Consider the following 16,376-nt stretch of genomic DNA (forward strand, 5'->3'; position numbering starts at 1 on the left):
ATTTGAACGACGCCCAATCGTTTCGGTTACCTGAGGAAAAGAGGTAAAATGGACCTACCCCCCCTCGGTCTATCCTAGCATCCTTGGGTTCAGGGGCCGGGGTCAGCGGCCCGGTAGGAGGGTTATTTACCGGAAGAGGAGGAAGAAGAAGTGGAGTCCCCGAGACTACGTTCGCGGATCACCCGGAACTCGGAGCCATCCTTCCAGCGGGGCCACACGCGGGAGTAGGCGAGGCGCTTGCCGACCTGGAAGAGGAGGGCGACGTGTTGGAGACCGCCTTCGAAGGTCCAGTTGGGATCGTACTCGTCGGAGGGTTGGTGGTAGTGTTTGGCGGTGTATTCGTCTTCGAGTTGTTGGCCGTAGGCTTTGCCTTTGCCGACGACGTCGATACCGGAGGCGGCGTCGAGGGCGGGTACGCCTGCCTTGGCAAAGTTGAAGTGGTCCGAGCGGAAATAGCCTCCTGCTTCTGGGCGGGGTTCCGGGGCGACGTATCGGCCCTGGCGTTTGGCTTCCTCGGCGAGGATGTCTTCGAGGTCGGACTGGCCCGCGCCGGTGATGACGACGTCGTTTGTTTTTTCGTGCGGACTGATCACGTCCATGTTGACTTCGGCCACCGTTTTGTTGAGGGGATAGATGGGGTGCTGGGCATAGTAGGCGGAGCCGAGGAGACCCTGTTCTTCAGCGGTAACGGAAATGAAGACGATGGTCCGTTGGGGCGGGTTCTTAAGGCCCTTGAAGGCGCGGGCTATTTCCAGGAGGGCGGCGGTGCCGCTGGCGTTGTCGAGGGCGCCGTTGTAGATGGAGTCTCCTTTCTCATCGGGTTTTCCAATCCCGAGGTGATCCCAGTGGGCGGTGTAAATGATGTATTCGTCGGGGTACTTGGTACCGGTGATCTTCGCGATGACGTTTTTGGAGGTATTGTAGACCGACTTCACGTGGACCTTTGTAGACAAACGAAGGTCGAGGGGTTCACCTTTGAAACCCGCATGGTGAGCGGTTTCCAGCAGGGTGGTGTCCTTGCCGGCGGCGGCGAGCATCCGGGCGGCGGCGGGACCGGTAACCCAGCCGTCGATCGCGCAGTGGTCGTCGCTCGTTCCTCTTTTGTCGAGGTAGAGGTTGGAGGAACCGCGGCTGTTTTGGACGACGTGAAAGGGATAGGAGGCGGCTGCCGTGTTGTGGATGATGATACAGGCCTTGGCGCCCTGGCGCGCGGCTTCCTCGTATTTGTAGGTCCAGCGGCCGTAATAGGTCATGCGGTGACCCTTGAAAAGCGTGGAATCGTAAAAACCGGGGTCGTTGACCAGGACGAGTACCGCCTTGCCTTTGACGTCCAGACCGGCGTAGTCGTTCCAGTGGTATTCGGGGGCGACGATACCAAAACCGGCAAAGACCACGGGCGTATTGTCCAGGGTGATCAGGGAGTCGGTGTTTTGGGTGGCAAAAACATAGTCGTCCATATTGTGTAACTCGAAAGAACCCTTGGCGGATTGGATCTTCAGGGTGGGGTCGCCCATGGGGGTGATCTCCACCAGGGGGACATCCTGGAGATAGCTGTTGCCGTTACCCGGTTCCAACCCCAGGCGTTGAAAGGTGCTGCTGATATAATCCAGCACTTTTGGCTCGGCGGCGGAGAAGGGCTTTCTGCCCTGGAGGGAGTCGGAGGCCAGGACCTGGATGTGGCGGACCAGGCTGTCCCTGTTGAAAGAATCCAGACCGGCCGGGGCGTCAAAGGACGTGTCTGTGGTCTGGCAGGCACCCAGGAGCAGGACACCGAAGAGAAGAAATGGGAGTCGTCGCATACGCTAATGTAATTGGTTTTGGGCTTACCTTTGCCCAAATTTTCAAAGGCGAATGCTCCGCAACGGCACAGTATTTCTTTTGCTGCTGGCCTTTATGGCCTCCACCTTTAGCAAGGTGGTGATCGTTGCCGACTTTTATGTCAACCAGGACTATATCGCCAAAAACCTTTGCGAAAACCGCGACAAGCCGATGATGCATTGTTGCGGTCGCTGTCAGCTTCGCAAACGGCTCGCGCACCAGGAAAACCAGGAAAGCAACAATCCCGAAAGACGGTCCGAGAACAGCAACGAGGTACTCTTCGCAGAGGAGCAAGTCGAATGGCTGGAGACGCCTTTTCGCAATGTTGCCGACATTCCTTATACGCCCTTTGCCACCCGTGGCCCCATCGACCGGGCCGTAGGGATCTTCCACCCGCCCGCATAGTAGCGCCACGCCTTTCACAAAAGACATATTATTCGTTCAAAGACGCGGGTCATACCCGTGCGCTATTACCATACATCATGAGAAACTTTTTCCTACTTTTCCTTCTAATTTATACATCCGGTTATAGTCAATCGATCCTCCAGGGCAGGGTCATGGACGAGAAGTCCAGCGAACCGCTTGAAAATGCGGTCGTACGTACGGACGCCGGGCAAACCGCCCTCACCGATCCCCAGGGGCATTTCCAGCTGCATGTCGCGCCCGGGGCGGACTCCGTGACGGTTTCCTTTATCGGATATGTGTCCCAAAAGGTGGCAGCAACGGGCAAACTTTTAGAGGTCCACCTGGTGCACGGCAACGTCGACCTGCGGGCGGTGACGATACAGGGGTTGCCCAATAACGCCACTTTTTCCACCATCAGTAACATCGACGTGAACATGCACGCCCTCAATTCCGCCCAGGACCTGATGCGGCTGGTGCCGGGGCTTTCACTGATGCAACACCAGGGTGGGGGTATCGCGGATCATATTTTTTTCCGGGGATTTGACGCCGATCATGGGACCGACGTGAGTGTGTCGGTGGACGACATGCCGCTCAACCTCGTGTCTCACGCGCACGGCCAGGGTTTTTCGGACCTCCACTTCCTCATCCCGGAACTGGTGAGCGGTCTTGAATACGGTAAGGGTCCTTACTATGCCGACCACGGAGACTTCACGACGGCGGGCTACCTGGCCTTTAAAACAGCGGATGTGCTGGATCGAAGCGAGGTGAAGGTGGAGGCGGGTGCCTTTAATACAGGCCGTTTGGTGGCGGCGGTAAACCTGTTGGGGCACCAGCCGAACCAGGGCGCATACATCGCCGCGGAAGGTTTTTACACGGATGGACCCTACGATTACGCCGAGCGGATGAACCGGGGGAACCTCTTTGGCAAATACATCCTCCAGGTGTCACCCCGCACCCAGCTAAAGGTTACCCTATCCACCTTTAACAGTCTTTGGCGTTCCTCCGGGGAGATCCCGTCCCGGGCGGTGTCCGAAGGCCTGATCAGCCGCTGGGGCTATATCGATAGCGCCCAGGGGGGAAACACCGCGCGCACCACGGCGATCGCCCGGCTGACGACACAGCTTACGCCCGCCCTGACGCTGGAAAACCAGGTGTATTATGCCCACTATTTTTTCGACCTGAACTACGACCAGACATTTTTTGCGGAGGACAGCGTCAACGGAGACCAGTTGCGGCAACGGGAGTCGAGGGACCTCTACGGGTATAACGGAAAGCTGGCGCGCCATGCGTATTTCCGGAACAACACGGAGCTGACCTCCAGCGCCGGTCTGGGCTTCCAGATGAACCGTGTCCACGAAAGCGAACTCAGCCATACAAAGGATTATAACGACGTCCTGGATTACCTGCAACACGGCGGTATACACGAATGGACGACGAACGCCTACCTGGATGAACAATACCGCATGGGCAAGTGGCTTTTTGACGCCGGTGTGCGGGTGGACTTCTTACATTTCTCGTACCAGGACCTTTTGGCGCCGGTCCAACCCGCCGTGGGCAAAACCGTGGCCAGTCCAAAGCTGAATGTGCAATACACGGCAAACGACCGCACCCAGTTGTACCTACGGCTGGGGAAAGGCTTTCATTCGAACGACGCCAGGGTCGTTGCGGAAAACCGCGGCCTGGAAGACCTGCCTTCTGCGTACGGAGCCGACCTGGGGATCAACTGGAAACCCCTGCCGCGCCTATACCTCAATGCGGCGCTATGGTTCCTTTATCTTCAGCAGGAATTCACCTATAACGGGGACGACGGCACCTTTAGCCCGGGGGACAAGACCCGCCGGGAAGGCGTGGATTTGTCCGCCCGGTATGAGTTCACCCGCTGGTTGTATGCGGATCTGGACATGATCTATTGCCGGGCCAGGGACATACAGGCGCCCAAAGGGCAGAACTATCTTCCCCTATCCATCCCCTTTTACGGGTCTGGGGGGGTGTATATCAAACTGCCCTGTGGATGGAACGGCGGCTGGAGCGCCCGGTATACGCCCCAACGACCCGCCAACGGAGACAATTCGCTCGTCGCCCGGGGCTATTTCCTAAACGACCTGACGGCCAACTATACCCGCCGCAAATACGAGGTGGGGCTGGAGATCCAGAACCTTTTTAACGCCACCTGGAGGGACGCGCAGTACGAGGTCGTGTCCCGGTTAAAAAACGAGCCTGCGCCGGTGGATGACGTGAGTTTTACCCCGGGCATGCCGTTTTTTGCAAAGCTGAAGTTCGCTGTGTTTTTACCCTAATTTTGCCTATATCATGAAACAACTATTGACCGCAGGCGCGCTGGTCCTTATGCTGGCCTCCTGCTTTACCCCGGATAAGCAACCCGTCGCGACCCCTTCCTCCAACAACATGGATACCGTAAAGACGTATGCCGTCTCCCTGTTGGACAATACAAAGGATCCCTTTTGCGGGATGCCTGCCGGTGCGGGCATGACGGATACGATCCACCTGAACGGGAAAGTGATTGGTTTTTGCTCCAAAGAATGTAAGGAAGGTTTTCTGAAGGACCCCAAGGGACATCCGGTGACCTACAAATAGGAATCTGTTATGGTGTATTCTTAGCGATCTGAATCTGTTTTGTGCGCCGCAAACCCCCTATTTTGCACCCAAAAAAATATGGCTTTCCTACGTATCAGGGGCGCCCGTCTCGCATTCGAAGACGTTGGCGCAGGCGACCCGGTCTTGTTTATCCATGGACATCCCTTCAACCGGTCGATGTGGAAGGAGCAGGTGTCTTTTTTTGCAAACCGCTACCGGCTGATCCTACCCGACCTAAGGGGTTATGGGGAATCGGAAGGGGAAGGGACCAGGAACATGCTCGACGAAATGGCGTTGGACCTGGCGCACCTGCTGGATGAACTGCGGATAGACCGGGTCGTCCTTTGCGGCCTTTCGATGGGAGGACAGATCGCGCTCGATTTTTACCGGATGTTTCCCGGGAGGGTCCGCGCTTTGGTGATCGCAGATTCCGACGCCAAGGGGGAGACAGCCGAGAGCCGTCAAAAGCGGCTCTTGTCGGCCGACTTTATGGAACGGGTGGGCATGCGGCAGTATACCGATGAACATATACACGAGTTCATCGCTTCAGCGTCCCTGCGGAACGAAACCGTATACCGGCATCTATACGACATGATGACGGGTACCCGCGTCTCCGCGGCCGTAGCGGCGCACCGGGGACGGGCCGAGCGGCGCGATCACCTGGATGCGCTGGGGTCCATCGCGGTGCCCACCTTGCTGGTGGTCGGTTCGGAAGACCTCTTTACCCCGGAATCCGTCATGGAGGTGATGCGGAAGCGTATCCCCGGTGCCCGCCTGGTCTGTATACCGGGCGCGGGCCACCTGCCCAATATGGAAACCCCGGCGGCTTTTAATGAGGCGCTGGATGCTTTCTTGACAAATATCAAAACCACGGGCCGGTAGGGGTTGCATCTTTACAGCATGAAACAGCTCCTCCAACTCGAAGAAGCGGCCATGCTGGCGCTCGCCCTTGTCCTGGTCTATAGCCTCCGTCTCCCGTCCGGCTGGTGGATGTATCCCGTCCTCCTCATCGGCCCCGACGTCAGCATGCTGGGGTACCTGGTGGGTCCCCGCGCGGGGGCTTTCACCTATAACCTTTTTCACCACAAGGGTGTGGGTATCGCGTTGTTCGTGTTGGGCCTGTACGGCCACCAGCCGGGGCTACAGACGGCAGGGCTGATCCTTTTCGGACACTCCTCGATGGACCGGATCTTCGGGTTTGGGTTGAAATTCGCCGATGATTTCAAACACACCCACCTTACCGGTCAATTCCCGCCCTTCACCGGCAAGTCGGGCGCGTCCGCCTAAAGTGCCTTGCCCCGACCCTGGTCCGGCGATAGTTTTGTGTCACAATCGAGCTATATGAAGAAGCACAACGTTCTGATCATCGGCGGAGGTATCGGTGGACTGGCCCTCGCCCTGGCCCTCAAAAAATCCGGCGTTCCCTGCGCCGTTTACGAAGCCTTCGACTACAAACAGGGTGTCGGGGCAGGGTTTAACATCGCCCCCAACGGCATGAAGGTGCTGGGCACCCTGGGGGTGGCAGACAAGATTATCGCCAAAGGTTCCGTCGTCAACGACCATTGGTTCCGTAGCGTCAGGGGTAAGGTGATCGCGCACATGCGCAACGGGAAACCCGGCAAATACGAACAACCCGGGGTCAGCCTGTCACGGGCCGCGGTGTACGAAGTACTCACCGAAGAAATCCATGCCAAGGGCATAGAAATACACTACAACAAACGCCTCCGCGACATGACCGACGAAGGCTTGCGGATCGTGGCGCACTTCGAAGATGGCACGAGTGCTACCGGTGCGGTGCTGATGGGGGCCGATGGTCTCCATTCGAAGGTGCGGGAATTGATTTTCCCTGATGCACCCAAGCCTGAATTTACGGGTTTGATCGGCGTGGGTGGTTTTGTCCCGGCGGACGCCGTTCCCCACCTCTCCGGAAGTGATCAGCACAGCCTTACCTATATACCCGGTCCGGAAGGATTTGTAGGATATACCGGGGCCGGCGAAGGACAAATGATGTGGTGGGGCAATTATCCCTCGGAACATCCGCTGGACCAAAACGAGACCGGGGCTGTTCCCGCCGAAGGCTTACGGCGTCGTATGCTGACCCGTTTCTGCGGCTATCCTTCCCCTGTAAACGAACTGATTGCCGGCACCACCCGGGCCTTTGCGCTCAACGACATGGCGCTGGAAAGCCTCCCCACCTGGCACTCGGGTAAAGTACTCCTGATCGGGGACGCCGCCCACGCCGTCAGCTCCAGCTCCGGCCAGGGCGCTTCTCTTGCCCTTGAAGACGCCCTCTACCTCGCGCGGTTGTTCCGGGACGTGCAGGAGGGGTACGCCAGCGTGTTTGCCCAGTTCGAGCGCGCCCGCAGACCCCGGGTGGAAAAGATCATTGCCGAGGGGAAACGCAGACGCGAACGCAAAAAAGCGACAAGTCCCCTGGAGGTCCGGGTCGGCGAATGGATGATGCGGTTTTTTATCGGATTATTTGGAGAGCGCAGCTTGGATAAGAACTATAGCTATACCGTGGAATTTTAATGAAGCGCTCCCGAAAAACGAACAGGGTGTCCCCCCGGAGGAGACACCCTGTTCTCGGTGTTTTCTGAGCAGGCATTCAAAGACGCCGGCTACTGCTGACTCGGCGCGTTCTGGTTCTGAGGGGCCGGTCCGTTTTGTGCGGGGGTCCTCCAGTAACTGCGAACGGCGTTAGCAACGGCCTCGTCCCGTTCATTTTTTAAATTACGGATTTGCTGCCTTTTGTCTTTACGTGACAGGGTATTGTCTGCCTTCACGGATTCGATCCGGTCGGCGTAATCCGCTTTAATACTGGAGACTTGCGACTCCAATTTGGTCGGAACGTGTCCATAAGGATAACCATAAGGATAGGTCCAGTAGGGATAACCCAAACCCCAGTAAAACCCTGGGTAAAAACCGTACCCATAGCCATAGTATGCAGGGGCGTACGCATGGACCACTACACCACCTCCATATCCGAAGCCTCCTCCCACGCGAACGTGTTGTGCGGAAGCTGCCGATACGATTCCGACTGCCATTAACATCATCACGAGCTTCTTCATAACCGTACATTTTAACTCTTAGAACGTCGTGGGAGCAAAAAGCAACATGGCTGAAGGCGTTATAACATTTTTATAACAAAGCCGTATATTCATGGCAAACCCTCAACGCCATGACCACCCGCCGTTCCTTTATCAGACAAATGTCTGTTTCTGCGCTTTCCCTTTCTGTATTACCCTCTATAGCCTGGGCCTTCCCCGACGCCCCCGTCCTGCGGGTCGCCATCATGGGTCTCGGCAGCTATGGCACAAGGGTCGCGGAGGCCATGCGTGCGTGCACCCGTGCCCGCCTGGTGGGTGTCATCAGCGGCACGCCGACCAAAGTAAGGGTGTGGCAGGAGCGATATGGCATACCCGCAAAGAATTGTTACGACTATGGGAACTACGACCAAATTAAAAATAACCGGGATATCGACGCGGTATACGTCATCACCCCCAACGCCCTGCACCACGATGCAGTGATCCGGGTCGCCAAAGCGGGCAAACACGTCATCTGTGAGAAACCCATGGCCGTCAACGCCCGTCAGGGACAGGAGATGGTGGATGCCTGCAAGGCCGCCGGTGTCCAATTGCTCGTCGGCTACCGAATGCACTTCGAACCCCACACCCTGGAAGTAATCCGGATGCGGAAAGAGGGCGCTTTCGGACCCATCCGGTTTTTCCAGGGGCTGAGCGGCTTTATCATCGGGGACCCCACCCAATGGCGGCTCAATCCCGCATTATCAGGGGGAGGCGCGATGATGGACATTGGGATCTATTCCATCAACGGGTCCCGGTATATGACCGGGGAAGAGCCCGTATGGGTCACCGCCCAGGAAACCAAAACCGACCCCGTCAAGTTTATAAAAGGGATCGACGAAACCATCCAGTTTCAGCTGGGTTTTCCCAGCGGGGCGGTGGCCTCCTGTTTGTCCACCTACAACGCCAATAACCTGGACCGGTTTTTCCTGGACGGGGCTCAGGGTTTTGCCGAGCTTCTGCCCGCCACCGGGTACGGACCTATCCAGGGGCGGACCCATTTGGGCGAGCTCCAGGCGCCCATCGTTACCCACCAGACCGTACAGATGGACGAAATGGCCCAAATCCTCCTGGAAGGCAAGCAACCGGTCGTGCCGGTGGACGGAAGGGAAGCGGTAAAGGATCTTACTATCATTGACGCGATATACAAAGCGGCCAGGACCGGCCAAAGGGTCGATCTACAAGCTTGAAACGGGGTCGGTATTAGTACGTAAGAGAATTACGTAGATAAAATTTATAGCCGCCGCTCGTACAACGCTTTTTGCATTTGTACGTTTCTGAGAAATATCGCAGCTGCTTATGTCGGAGAAACAATATTCAGACCCGAACGAAGGCCCCCCTTTCGACGATCCGTCCTCCTCGCTGGAAGAGCGGATGAAGGACCCCGTATTCCTTCAAACCCAACTGGATGCCTACGAAAAGGCCAGGACGGAAACCCGGGAGGCGTACGAGGAGCTTTTGAGACGCATCCGGCTCACACCGACCCGGAAAATCAATCCTTTGTACTACTACGTATCCGGCGCGGCCGCGGCCGTCCTGCTGGTCGTAACCGGGTACTTCTTCCTCCACGCGTCCAGGCAGGCGCCTCCCCTGGCCTATACCGCGGCCAAAGGACAGCAAACCCACGTTGTTTTACCCGATGGCTCCCAGGTATGGTTAAATTCGGGAAGCCGGCTGACATACACGGCCCGTACAGGGGTGACCCGCCAGGCGACCCTCGACGGCGAAGCCTATTTCGAGGTGGCACCCGACAAAACCGCCCCCTTCCACCTGAGCGCGGGTCGTACGGAAACGGTGGTGCTGGGTACCGCGTTCGATGTCAAGGCTTACCGGGGCGAATCCGTCTCGATCACCCTCCTGCAGGGCTCCGTACGGGTTGATTATTTGAGTAAAAATATGCTCCTCCAACCGGGCCAGACAGTCCTTGCCCGGGCGGACACCTTTGCCAGACAAAATAGTCCGGATACCTCATCGGTCCTTGCATGGAAAGAAGGATTTTTCTATTTTAACGGGACCCTTGATGAAGTCGCGCGGGAACTCGCGCATTGGTATGATGTAGACGTCACCCTCAGGAAAGGGATGGTGTTTAAGGATACGGTTATATCCACAACGCCCAGGAATCTGCCCCTCGACAGTGTATTGCGTCGTATTAATGAGCTGGGGGCAGGGCACCTCAGGCGGGAGGGCAGGACGCTCGACGTCATGCCATAGATTGCATCGCTCAAGGAAACGGGTTTATGGATTATGAGACTGCTTTACGCAATCTTTTTCTTTTGCTGCCTACTGATTTCTGAAAAAGGGAACGCCCAAGCGATCAGCATTTCTTTTGTCCGGGCACCCCTAAAACAGGTGCTTCGGGTCGTAGAGAAGAAAACGGGTTATCGCTTTAATTATGTCTCCAAGTATGTCGCCAGTGCCCGTCCGGTTACGTTTACGGCAAGGGACGCCACCTTGGAACAAGTCCTGGAACTATGTTTTAAGGGCCAGGCGTTGACATATAGGGTGGAAATTGCCGACAGAACCGTCCAGGTGATTCCCGTTGCCGCGGCGTCTCCTCCGGAGGCCGTTGTACTCAGAGACGTAGGCGGAAAGGTGATGGATGAGAAGGGAGACCCTATAGAAGGCGTCTCGGTTGGTGTGGATGGCTCCGACAGGGGTACATTCACCAACGACCGGGGTACCTTTTTGCTGACCGGTTTACCCTCTAATGCCTCGCTTGTATTTACCCATATCGGTTATGGCCGCCAAATCGTCAAAATAGATGGAATAAAGGACGTTATCCTTACCCTAAAGCCGCTAGCACAAACCATGACAGACCTTTCCATAGAGGTCTCCACCGGTTACCAGACCATCCCACGGGATCGAAGCCCCGGAAGCTATGATTTCATAAAGGAAGACCTGGTCAACCGGAGTGTAACCACCAACATCCTGGACCGTATGGAAAATCTAACCCCGGGTGTCCTGTACAACCATGGAGACGCCGCCGCCACCGACGCCCTGCTCGTTCGTGGCCGCAGCACCATCTACGCCAACGCCGCGCCCCTGGTGGTGGTTGATAATTTCCCGTATGACGGCGACCTCGCCAACATCAACCCCAACGACGTGGAAAGCATCACCATCCTCAAGGACGCGGCTTCGGCGTCGATCTGGGGCGCCCGGGCGGGCAACGGTGTCATCGTGATCACCACCAAAAGCGGGAAAACCGAGAAGCCCACCGTGTCCGTCAACAGCAGCGTGACCATCCAGGGGAAACCCGGGCTGTACAACATCAGCACCATTTCCAGCGCGGATGCGATAACGGTGGAGGACTCGTTGTACAATTGGGGGTTTTATCCCAGCGATCAGAATAACCCCTTTCACTTGCCGGCCCCGCCGGTCAAGGATATATTGGATTCCGTGAACAACGGCTACCTGACCGCGGCCCAAGCCCAGGCGAGGATGCAGGCCCTCGCTGGTCATGACGTCCGGAGCGATATGAAAAAGTATTTCTTCCGGACCAGTGTCAATCAGCAACATTCGGTCAACATCAGCGGGAAGACGGATAATGTCAATTATTATTTCTCCGCCGGGTGGGATCATGATGTGTCCGAGCTGGTTACCGAAAAGGACGACCGGGTTACTTTACGGTCCAAGAGTTCCTTTAAAATTAGCCCGGCGCTCCGGGCGGATGTTGGGGTGAATTTTGTCGAGAATATCAGCCAGGCGGGTGACAACCAGGCCCCGAATATTGTCGGATTCTATTCAGGGCAGCGGTTGTACCCCTATGCCCAGTTGGCCGATGCCAGGGGAAACCCACTGCCGGTTTACCTGAATTACAACAAGGATTTTGTTCAAAGTTCACAAGCCGCCGGCTTACTGGATTGGACCTACCGGCCTTTGGCGGATATGTACGACGAAAACAACACGACCATCATCCGGGACTACGTGCTCGACGGGGCACTACAATACAAAATCGTACCGGGTCTTTCGCTGGACCTGAAATACCAGTTTGAGAACCAGATCCTGGGACAGAACGATCTTTTCAATGATTCCTCTTATCACGCCCGGGACGTGATCAATACCTATACCCAAGTCAACCCGACGACAGGGGATTTGAGCAATCCCGTACCCATGGGTGGCATCCTCTATGTATACAATACAGAAATCGTCAGCCAGCAAGGCAGGGCGCAGCTCAACTATAGCAATACCTGGAAGGGCAAACACCGACTCGATGTATTGGGTGGTTGGGAGATCCGGCGGGCTGTAACGACCGCCAATTCCAACCAGTTCTATGGTTATGATCCCAACGACGTTTTGGTCAATCCAAATATAGATTATAGCACCGTGTATAAAGAGTACGGCTTGCCTACTATGGCCCAAATCCCCAATAACGAAAGTATTGCCAAGGGGGTGGACGATTTTCTTTCATACTATGCCAACGGGGCCTATACTTATGATGGACGGCTGACAGTCTCGGCCAGCGCGCGCAAGGACGAAGCCAACCTTTTTGGCGTCAACACCAATGAAAAGGGGACCCCGCTTTGGTCTTCCGGAGCCGGTTGGACAATCAGCAAAGAACGGTTTTACGATTGGAACTGGTTGCCTTTTCTAAAGGCAAGGGTCACCTATGGATACAATGGAAATATTTCCAGGCTGGCCTCGGCACTCACCACCACCACGGCCTATCCCGCCCTGACGACGGCCGCTACCCGGGCCGTTATCAACAACCCGCCCAACAATAAACTCCGTTGGGAAAAGGTAGGTATGTTTAACGCGGGTATCGATTTCACGACAAAGGATCAGGTGGTAGATGGATCCCTGGAATTTTATACCAAAAATGACGTGGACCTCATTGCCCAGGCACCGGTGGACCCCACACTGGGCGTGAGTTCCTTTTATGGCAACGTCGCCTCCATGAAGGGCAAAGGGATTGACCTCCGGGTCACGACCCGCAACTTGAAGAGCCTTCTGCAATGGTATACCACATTTATCCTCAGCTATTCCAGCACTAAGGTTACCAAGTTCGATATGCCCAGCCCTGCGCTGGGAAGCACTTATGTCAGCGTGGCGTCCAGCAGCATCAATCCCGTCCTGGGCAAACCCGTTTTTTCTTATTTCAGCTATCGTTGGAACGGGCTCGATCCATACAACGGTAACCCTATCGGGTATCTCAACGGGAAGCCCACCGAAGACGCTGCCTCGATCGTAGGCCAAACGACCCTCGACAGTATGGTGTATAACGGCCCGGCAACCCCGGTTTTCTTTGGCGCCTTGCGGAATGACCTGGCGTACAAGCGGCTTTCCTTGTCGTTTAATATCAGCTATAAATTCGGCTACTATTTCCGTAAGCCTTCCGTGGATTATTTTCAATTGTTCAACAACAATACGACCAACGGAGACTATGCACGGCGCTGGATGAAACCCGGGGATGAAGTGAGGACGCATGTGCCGTCCGCCCCGTCCACCGCCCAGTTTGATCATAACCGGGACAATTTTTATGAGGCTTCCAAAGTCCTGGTGAGCAAGGCTGATAATATACGGTTGGAGGACATCCGGTTAAGCTATGATATAGACAAAACGGTATGGAGACAAATGCCTTTTGGGCACGTCAGGCTTTATATATACGCTTCAAACCTGGGCCCGCTTTGGAAGGCCAACGCTTTTGGGATAGACCCCTATTACAACAACAACACCCGCCTGGAGGCGGTTGCCTTGTCGGTGGGGACTACGATTGATTTTTGACCTATAAATGAACTGCCATGTGGATACGATGGACATATTGTTGTCTTTTGCTGGCCATCCTCGCCGGATGGGGATCGGGCTGCAGCAGGTCGGACTTTCTCAACGAAAAGCCGCAACAATCCCTTGTGGTCCCTACTACGCTTCAGGATTTTCAAAATATACTGGACAACGACAATATCATGAACGGGTCGTTGTATACGGGGGTGGTGCCCTCGCTGGGAGAGATCGCCACCACCGACTATTACGTCACCGACGCCGATTACCAAAGCCACTTGTCTTTCCAGGAAGAAAATGAGTATATATGGGCCTTATACCCTTACCCCGGCGCGGACGTACCGGATTGGGACCTACCCTACCAGGCCATCCTTTATGCCAATGAAGTGATCGGTGGGATTTCCGGGATGAACGTCAGCGCGACGGACCAATCCGAATGGAATAACCTGATGGGCAGTGCGCTTTTCTACCGGTCCTTTTTCTTTTTTAACCTGGCGCAGGTTTTTGCACCCATCTATACCGATAGTACCACTGCGGCGTCACAGTTGGGTATCCCTTTGCGGTTGTCCGCCGATGTAAACGAAAAGCTCACCCGTGGTACCCTTGCGGAAACGTATAAACAGATCATTACCGACCTGAAGACCTCAACGGGTTTGCTTCCTGTGAAGGCATTGTATGGCACCCGGCCCTGTCTGCCCGCGGCGTATGCACTCCTGGCAAGGGTTTACCTGACGCAAGGGGACTACGTCAACGCCTTGTTCTATGCCAACGCATGCCTGGCTGTGTACAACACCCTGATCAATTATAAAACGCTCAATTTTTCACAAAAGCCACCTATCCCCCGTTTTAATGCAGAGAATTTGTTCAATTGCGTGATCATCCGCACCAACCCCTTTATTTACGGGCATATCGACAGCACCCTTTTGAGCCTCTATGACACGACCGACCTCAGGCCAAAGGCCTGGTTCGACGTAAGTACGCTTCACATGGCCTATAGCTACGATGGTTCCGTTAACCTGTATGGCGGGATCGCCACAGACGAGGTGTATCTCATCCGGGCCGAATGTTTTGCACGGCTTGGCAAAAAAGATTCCGCTGTGGCGGATCTTAATACATTACTGGCAAACAGGATCGATTCGACTTTTCAACCGTTGGTGCCGGGAAGCGTCGACAATCCGCTGACCCTGGTCCTGACCGAAAGGAGAAAGGAACTGCTTTTCAGGGGTCTTCGTTGGATAGACCTCCGGAGATTGGGACGCAATTTTGTGGATACGCTCTGCAGGGTGGTCAACAAAAATCAATATTACCTGCCGCCCATGGACCCACGGTACGTCTACCCTATCCCAGACAATGTTATGGCCTTTAATCCGACATGGGTACAAAACCCGCGTTAGGAAGGTGCTGCCTCCACCCGGAGGCAGCACCAGTCTTAAATTACCGTTGGTGTCTCGACCCTAGTCGACATACGTTTCCGTTCCGCCTATCATGGTTCCCGTAGCTTCGTACGAGCCTGCATTGCTCCCAGACGTGATCTCGGTATAACCGGGAAAGCCCCCTGCGCATGGTGTTTCTATACCCGGACATGCGTAGGTGTCTGACGTGGGCGGAGTCGTACCAATCAATTCAGGTGACCCATCGGTGTAGAGCGGAAACCAATACACAAGGTTAGCGGACTTGCGGGGCATTGTAAACGCAGAACCCGCGACAGCCATTGCGGCTGCCAGACAACCAAAGGCAATCTTTTTCATACTGAAAATTTAGTGAATGGATTTTGATGCCTACTCTGTTCAGCAGGTTTTCGGCTTCCCCTGTTTATCGTTAGCGCGATGCCGGTGACGGCAAACGCGAGGAACATAAGGTTGAACAAAATGTGTTGTTTCCAGGTCATATATCGGATCACTCCCCCGCAGGCGCAAGGAAGGTGTTGTTGCGTCAGGACCATTACGGTCAGGTATATTGTAAAACCGGCCAAAAGGATCGCCGACCCCCAAAACCCTGCCCGTCTCGTTTTTGGCAGGAGGAGCAATAACGACACCAGTAGCTCCGATGTTACAACACCGATAGCAACTAAAAGGAACACATGTTCAAGCAATACGTGATGGGAAAGCTGTACGGTGAATGTTGAGAAATCGAGGAGCTTGCTGCTGGCCGTATACACGAATAACAGGATCAACAGGCAGGAGAACACCTCTGCGAGCACGTGCTTTTTCATCGGACAAGATTTTAAGGTTCAATACAAGGCCTACCTGGGGTCATAAAGATCCAGGCGGGGTTTGGCGCGATTCAGTGTTCTTTAAAGGAAAGTAGACTTGATACAATTTAAAAACTTAAGATATCATGAGCAACCCATTACTTGTAAAAATCATTTCGTGCACCATGGACTTTATGTGCAGAAGATCAATTACACATAGTTAATCAAATGTTCAAGCTGATGCAGCGTTTCAGGGGCATTCATTAGCTGTGTTAAATTAGCGTAACCAACACTTTTTCAGCTACATACAACCGTTAGTGCGGGGGATAAAGGGCAATTACTAAAGTCTGCCTAGAAAGAATACTGTGGAAGATTTAGTACACTTCGCAGGGGGCCATGAAAAAAGCCTCCAAATCCGAAGATCCGAAGGCTCGTAGTAAAACCCCTTGTGTGACCCCGCAGAGACTCGAACTCTGGACCCGCTGATTAAGAGTCAGCTGCTCTACCAACTGAGCTACGGAGTCAATTCACCGGTTGGTGGGGTGCAAAGGTAAGGAGCTGCAGGA

The 16,376-nt window shown here is 55.0% G+C and carries 13 protein-coding genes and 1 tRNA gene; 10 read left to right on the plus strand and 4 right to left on the minus strand.

Going from position 1 to position 16,376, the window contains the following annotated elements:
- Positions 1-122: 122 nt before the first annotated feature.
- Entirely contained in the window at positions 123-1,799 is a 1,677-nt protein-coding gene (locus EDB95_RS04010) for a M28 family metallopeptidase (RefSeq protein WP_133990817.1), read from the minus strand.
- A gap of 52 nt (positions 1,800-1,851) precedes the next feature.
- Between EDB95_RS04010 and EDB95_RS04015 the strand changes: the two genes are divergently transcribed.
- The 6 genes from EDB95_RS04015 (at position 1,852) to EDB95_RS04040 (ending at position 7,350) form a co-directional block, all read left to right on the plus strand.
- A complete protein-coding gene (locus EDB95_RS04015) occupies positions 1,852-2,223 on the plus strand; it encodes a hypothetical protein (RefSeq protein ID WP_133990819.1) in 372 nt (123 codons plus the stop codon).
- A 77-nt stretch (positions 2,224-2,300) separates the two neighbouring features.
- Positions 2,301-4,520, plus strand: a complete 2,220-nt coding sequence (locus EDB95_RS04020) for a TonB-dependent receptor (protein ID WP_162852475.1) — start codon at positions 2,301-2,303, stop codon at positions 4,518-4,520.
- A gap of 13 nt (positions 4,521-4,533) precedes the next feature.
- Positions 4,534-4,818, plus strand: a complete 285-nt coding sequence (locus EDB95_RS04025; RefSeq protein WP_133990823.1) for a hypothetical protein — start codon at positions 4,534-4,536, stop codon at positions 4,816-4,818.
- A 78-nt stretch (positions 4,819-4,896) separates the two neighbouring features.
- Positions 4,897-5,700 carry an alpha/beta fold hydrolase gene (locus tag EDB95_RS04030; RefSeq protein WP_133990825.1) on the plus strand — a complete coding sequence of 268 codons (804 nt, stop codon included), beginning with the start codon at positions 4,897-4,899 and terminating at the stop codon, positions 5,698-5,700.
- 18 nt (positions 5,701-5,718) lie between these two features.
- On the plus strand, positions 5,719-6,105 hold the full coding sequence (locus EDB95_RS04035) for a DUF4260 domain-containing protein (RefSeq protein WP_133990827.1): 387 nt from the start codon (positions 5,719-5,721) through the stop codon (positions 6,103-6,105).
- Positions 6,106-6,159: 54 nt separating this feature from the next.
- The gene (locus tag EDB95_RS04040; RefSeq protein ID WP_133990829.1) at positions 6,160-7,350 is read left to right on the plus strand and encodes an FAD-dependent oxidoreductase; all 1,191 of its coding nucleotides are present in this window, start codon (positions 6,160-6,162) and stop codon (positions 7,348-7,350) included.
- A gap of 89 nt (positions 7,351-7,439) precedes the next feature.
- On the opposite strand, the gene EDB95_RS04045 is transcribed toward EDB95_RS04040, so the two are convergent.
- On the minus strand, positions 7,440-7,865 hold the full coding sequence (locus tag EDB95_RS04045; RefSeq protein WP_133990831.1) for a hypothetical protein: 426 nt from the start codon (positions 7,863-7,865) through the stop codon (positions 7,440-7,442).
- A gap of 134 nt (positions 7,866-7,999) precedes the next feature.
- Between EDB95_RS04045 and EDB95_RS04050 the strand changes: the two genes are divergently transcribed.
- The 4 genes from EDB95_RS04050 to EDB95_RS04065 all read left to right on the plus strand — a co-directional run bounded on the left by EDB95_RS04050 (position 8,000) and on the right by EDB95_RS04065 (position 15,013).
- Positions 8,000-9,094, plus strand: a complete 1,095-nt coding sequence (locus EDB95_RS04050) for a Gfo/Idh/MocA family protein (RefSeq protein WP_133990832.1) — start codon at positions 8,000-8,002, stop codon at positions 9,092-9,094.
- Between the two features lie 109 nt (positions 9,095-9,203).
- Positions 9,204-10,115, plus strand: a complete 912-nt coding sequence (locus EDB95_RS04055; protein WP_133990834.1) for a FecR family protein — start codon at positions 9,204-9,206, stop codon at positions 10,113-10,115.
- 33 nt (positions 10,116-10,148) lie between these two features.
- Positions 10,149-13,625, plus strand: coding sequence for a SusC/RagA family TonB-linked outer membrane protein (locus EDB95_RS04060; RefSeq protein WP_133990836.1), 3,477 nt, complete (start codon positions 10,149-10,151; stop codon positions 13,623-13,625).
- 17 nt (positions 13,626-13,642) lie between these two features.
- Positions 13,643-15,013 carry a RagB/SusD family nutrient uptake outer membrane protein gene (locus EDB95_RS04065; protein ID WP_133990838.1) on the plus strand — a complete coding sequence of 457 codons (1,371 nt, stop codon included), beginning with the start codon at positions 13,643-13,645 and terminating at the stop codon, positions 15,011-15,013.
- Positions 15,014-15,363: 350 nt separating this feature from the next.
- Here EDB95_RS04065 and EDB95_RS04070 read toward each other — a convergent pair whose 3' ends face one another.
- Both EDB95_RS04070 and EDB95_RS04075 read right to left on the minus strand, forming a co-directional pair.
- Positions 15,364-15,831, minus strand: a complete 468-nt coding sequence (locus EDB95_RS04070; protein WP_133990840.1) for a MauE/DoxX family redox-associated membrane protein — start codon at positions 15,829-15,831, stop codon at positions 15,364-15,366.
- Between the two features lie 430 nt (positions 15,832-16,261).
- A tRNA-Lys gene (locus tag EDB95_RS04075) sits at positions 16,262-16,334 on the minus strand.
- Between the last annotated feature and the right edge of the window lie 42 nt (positions 16,335-16,376).

This window comes from Dinghuibacter silviterrae (assembly GCF_004366355.1).
Classification (GTDB): domain Bacteria; phylum Bacteroidota; class Bacteroidia; order Chitinophagales; family Chitinophagaceae; genus Dinghuibacter; species Dinghuibacter silviterrae.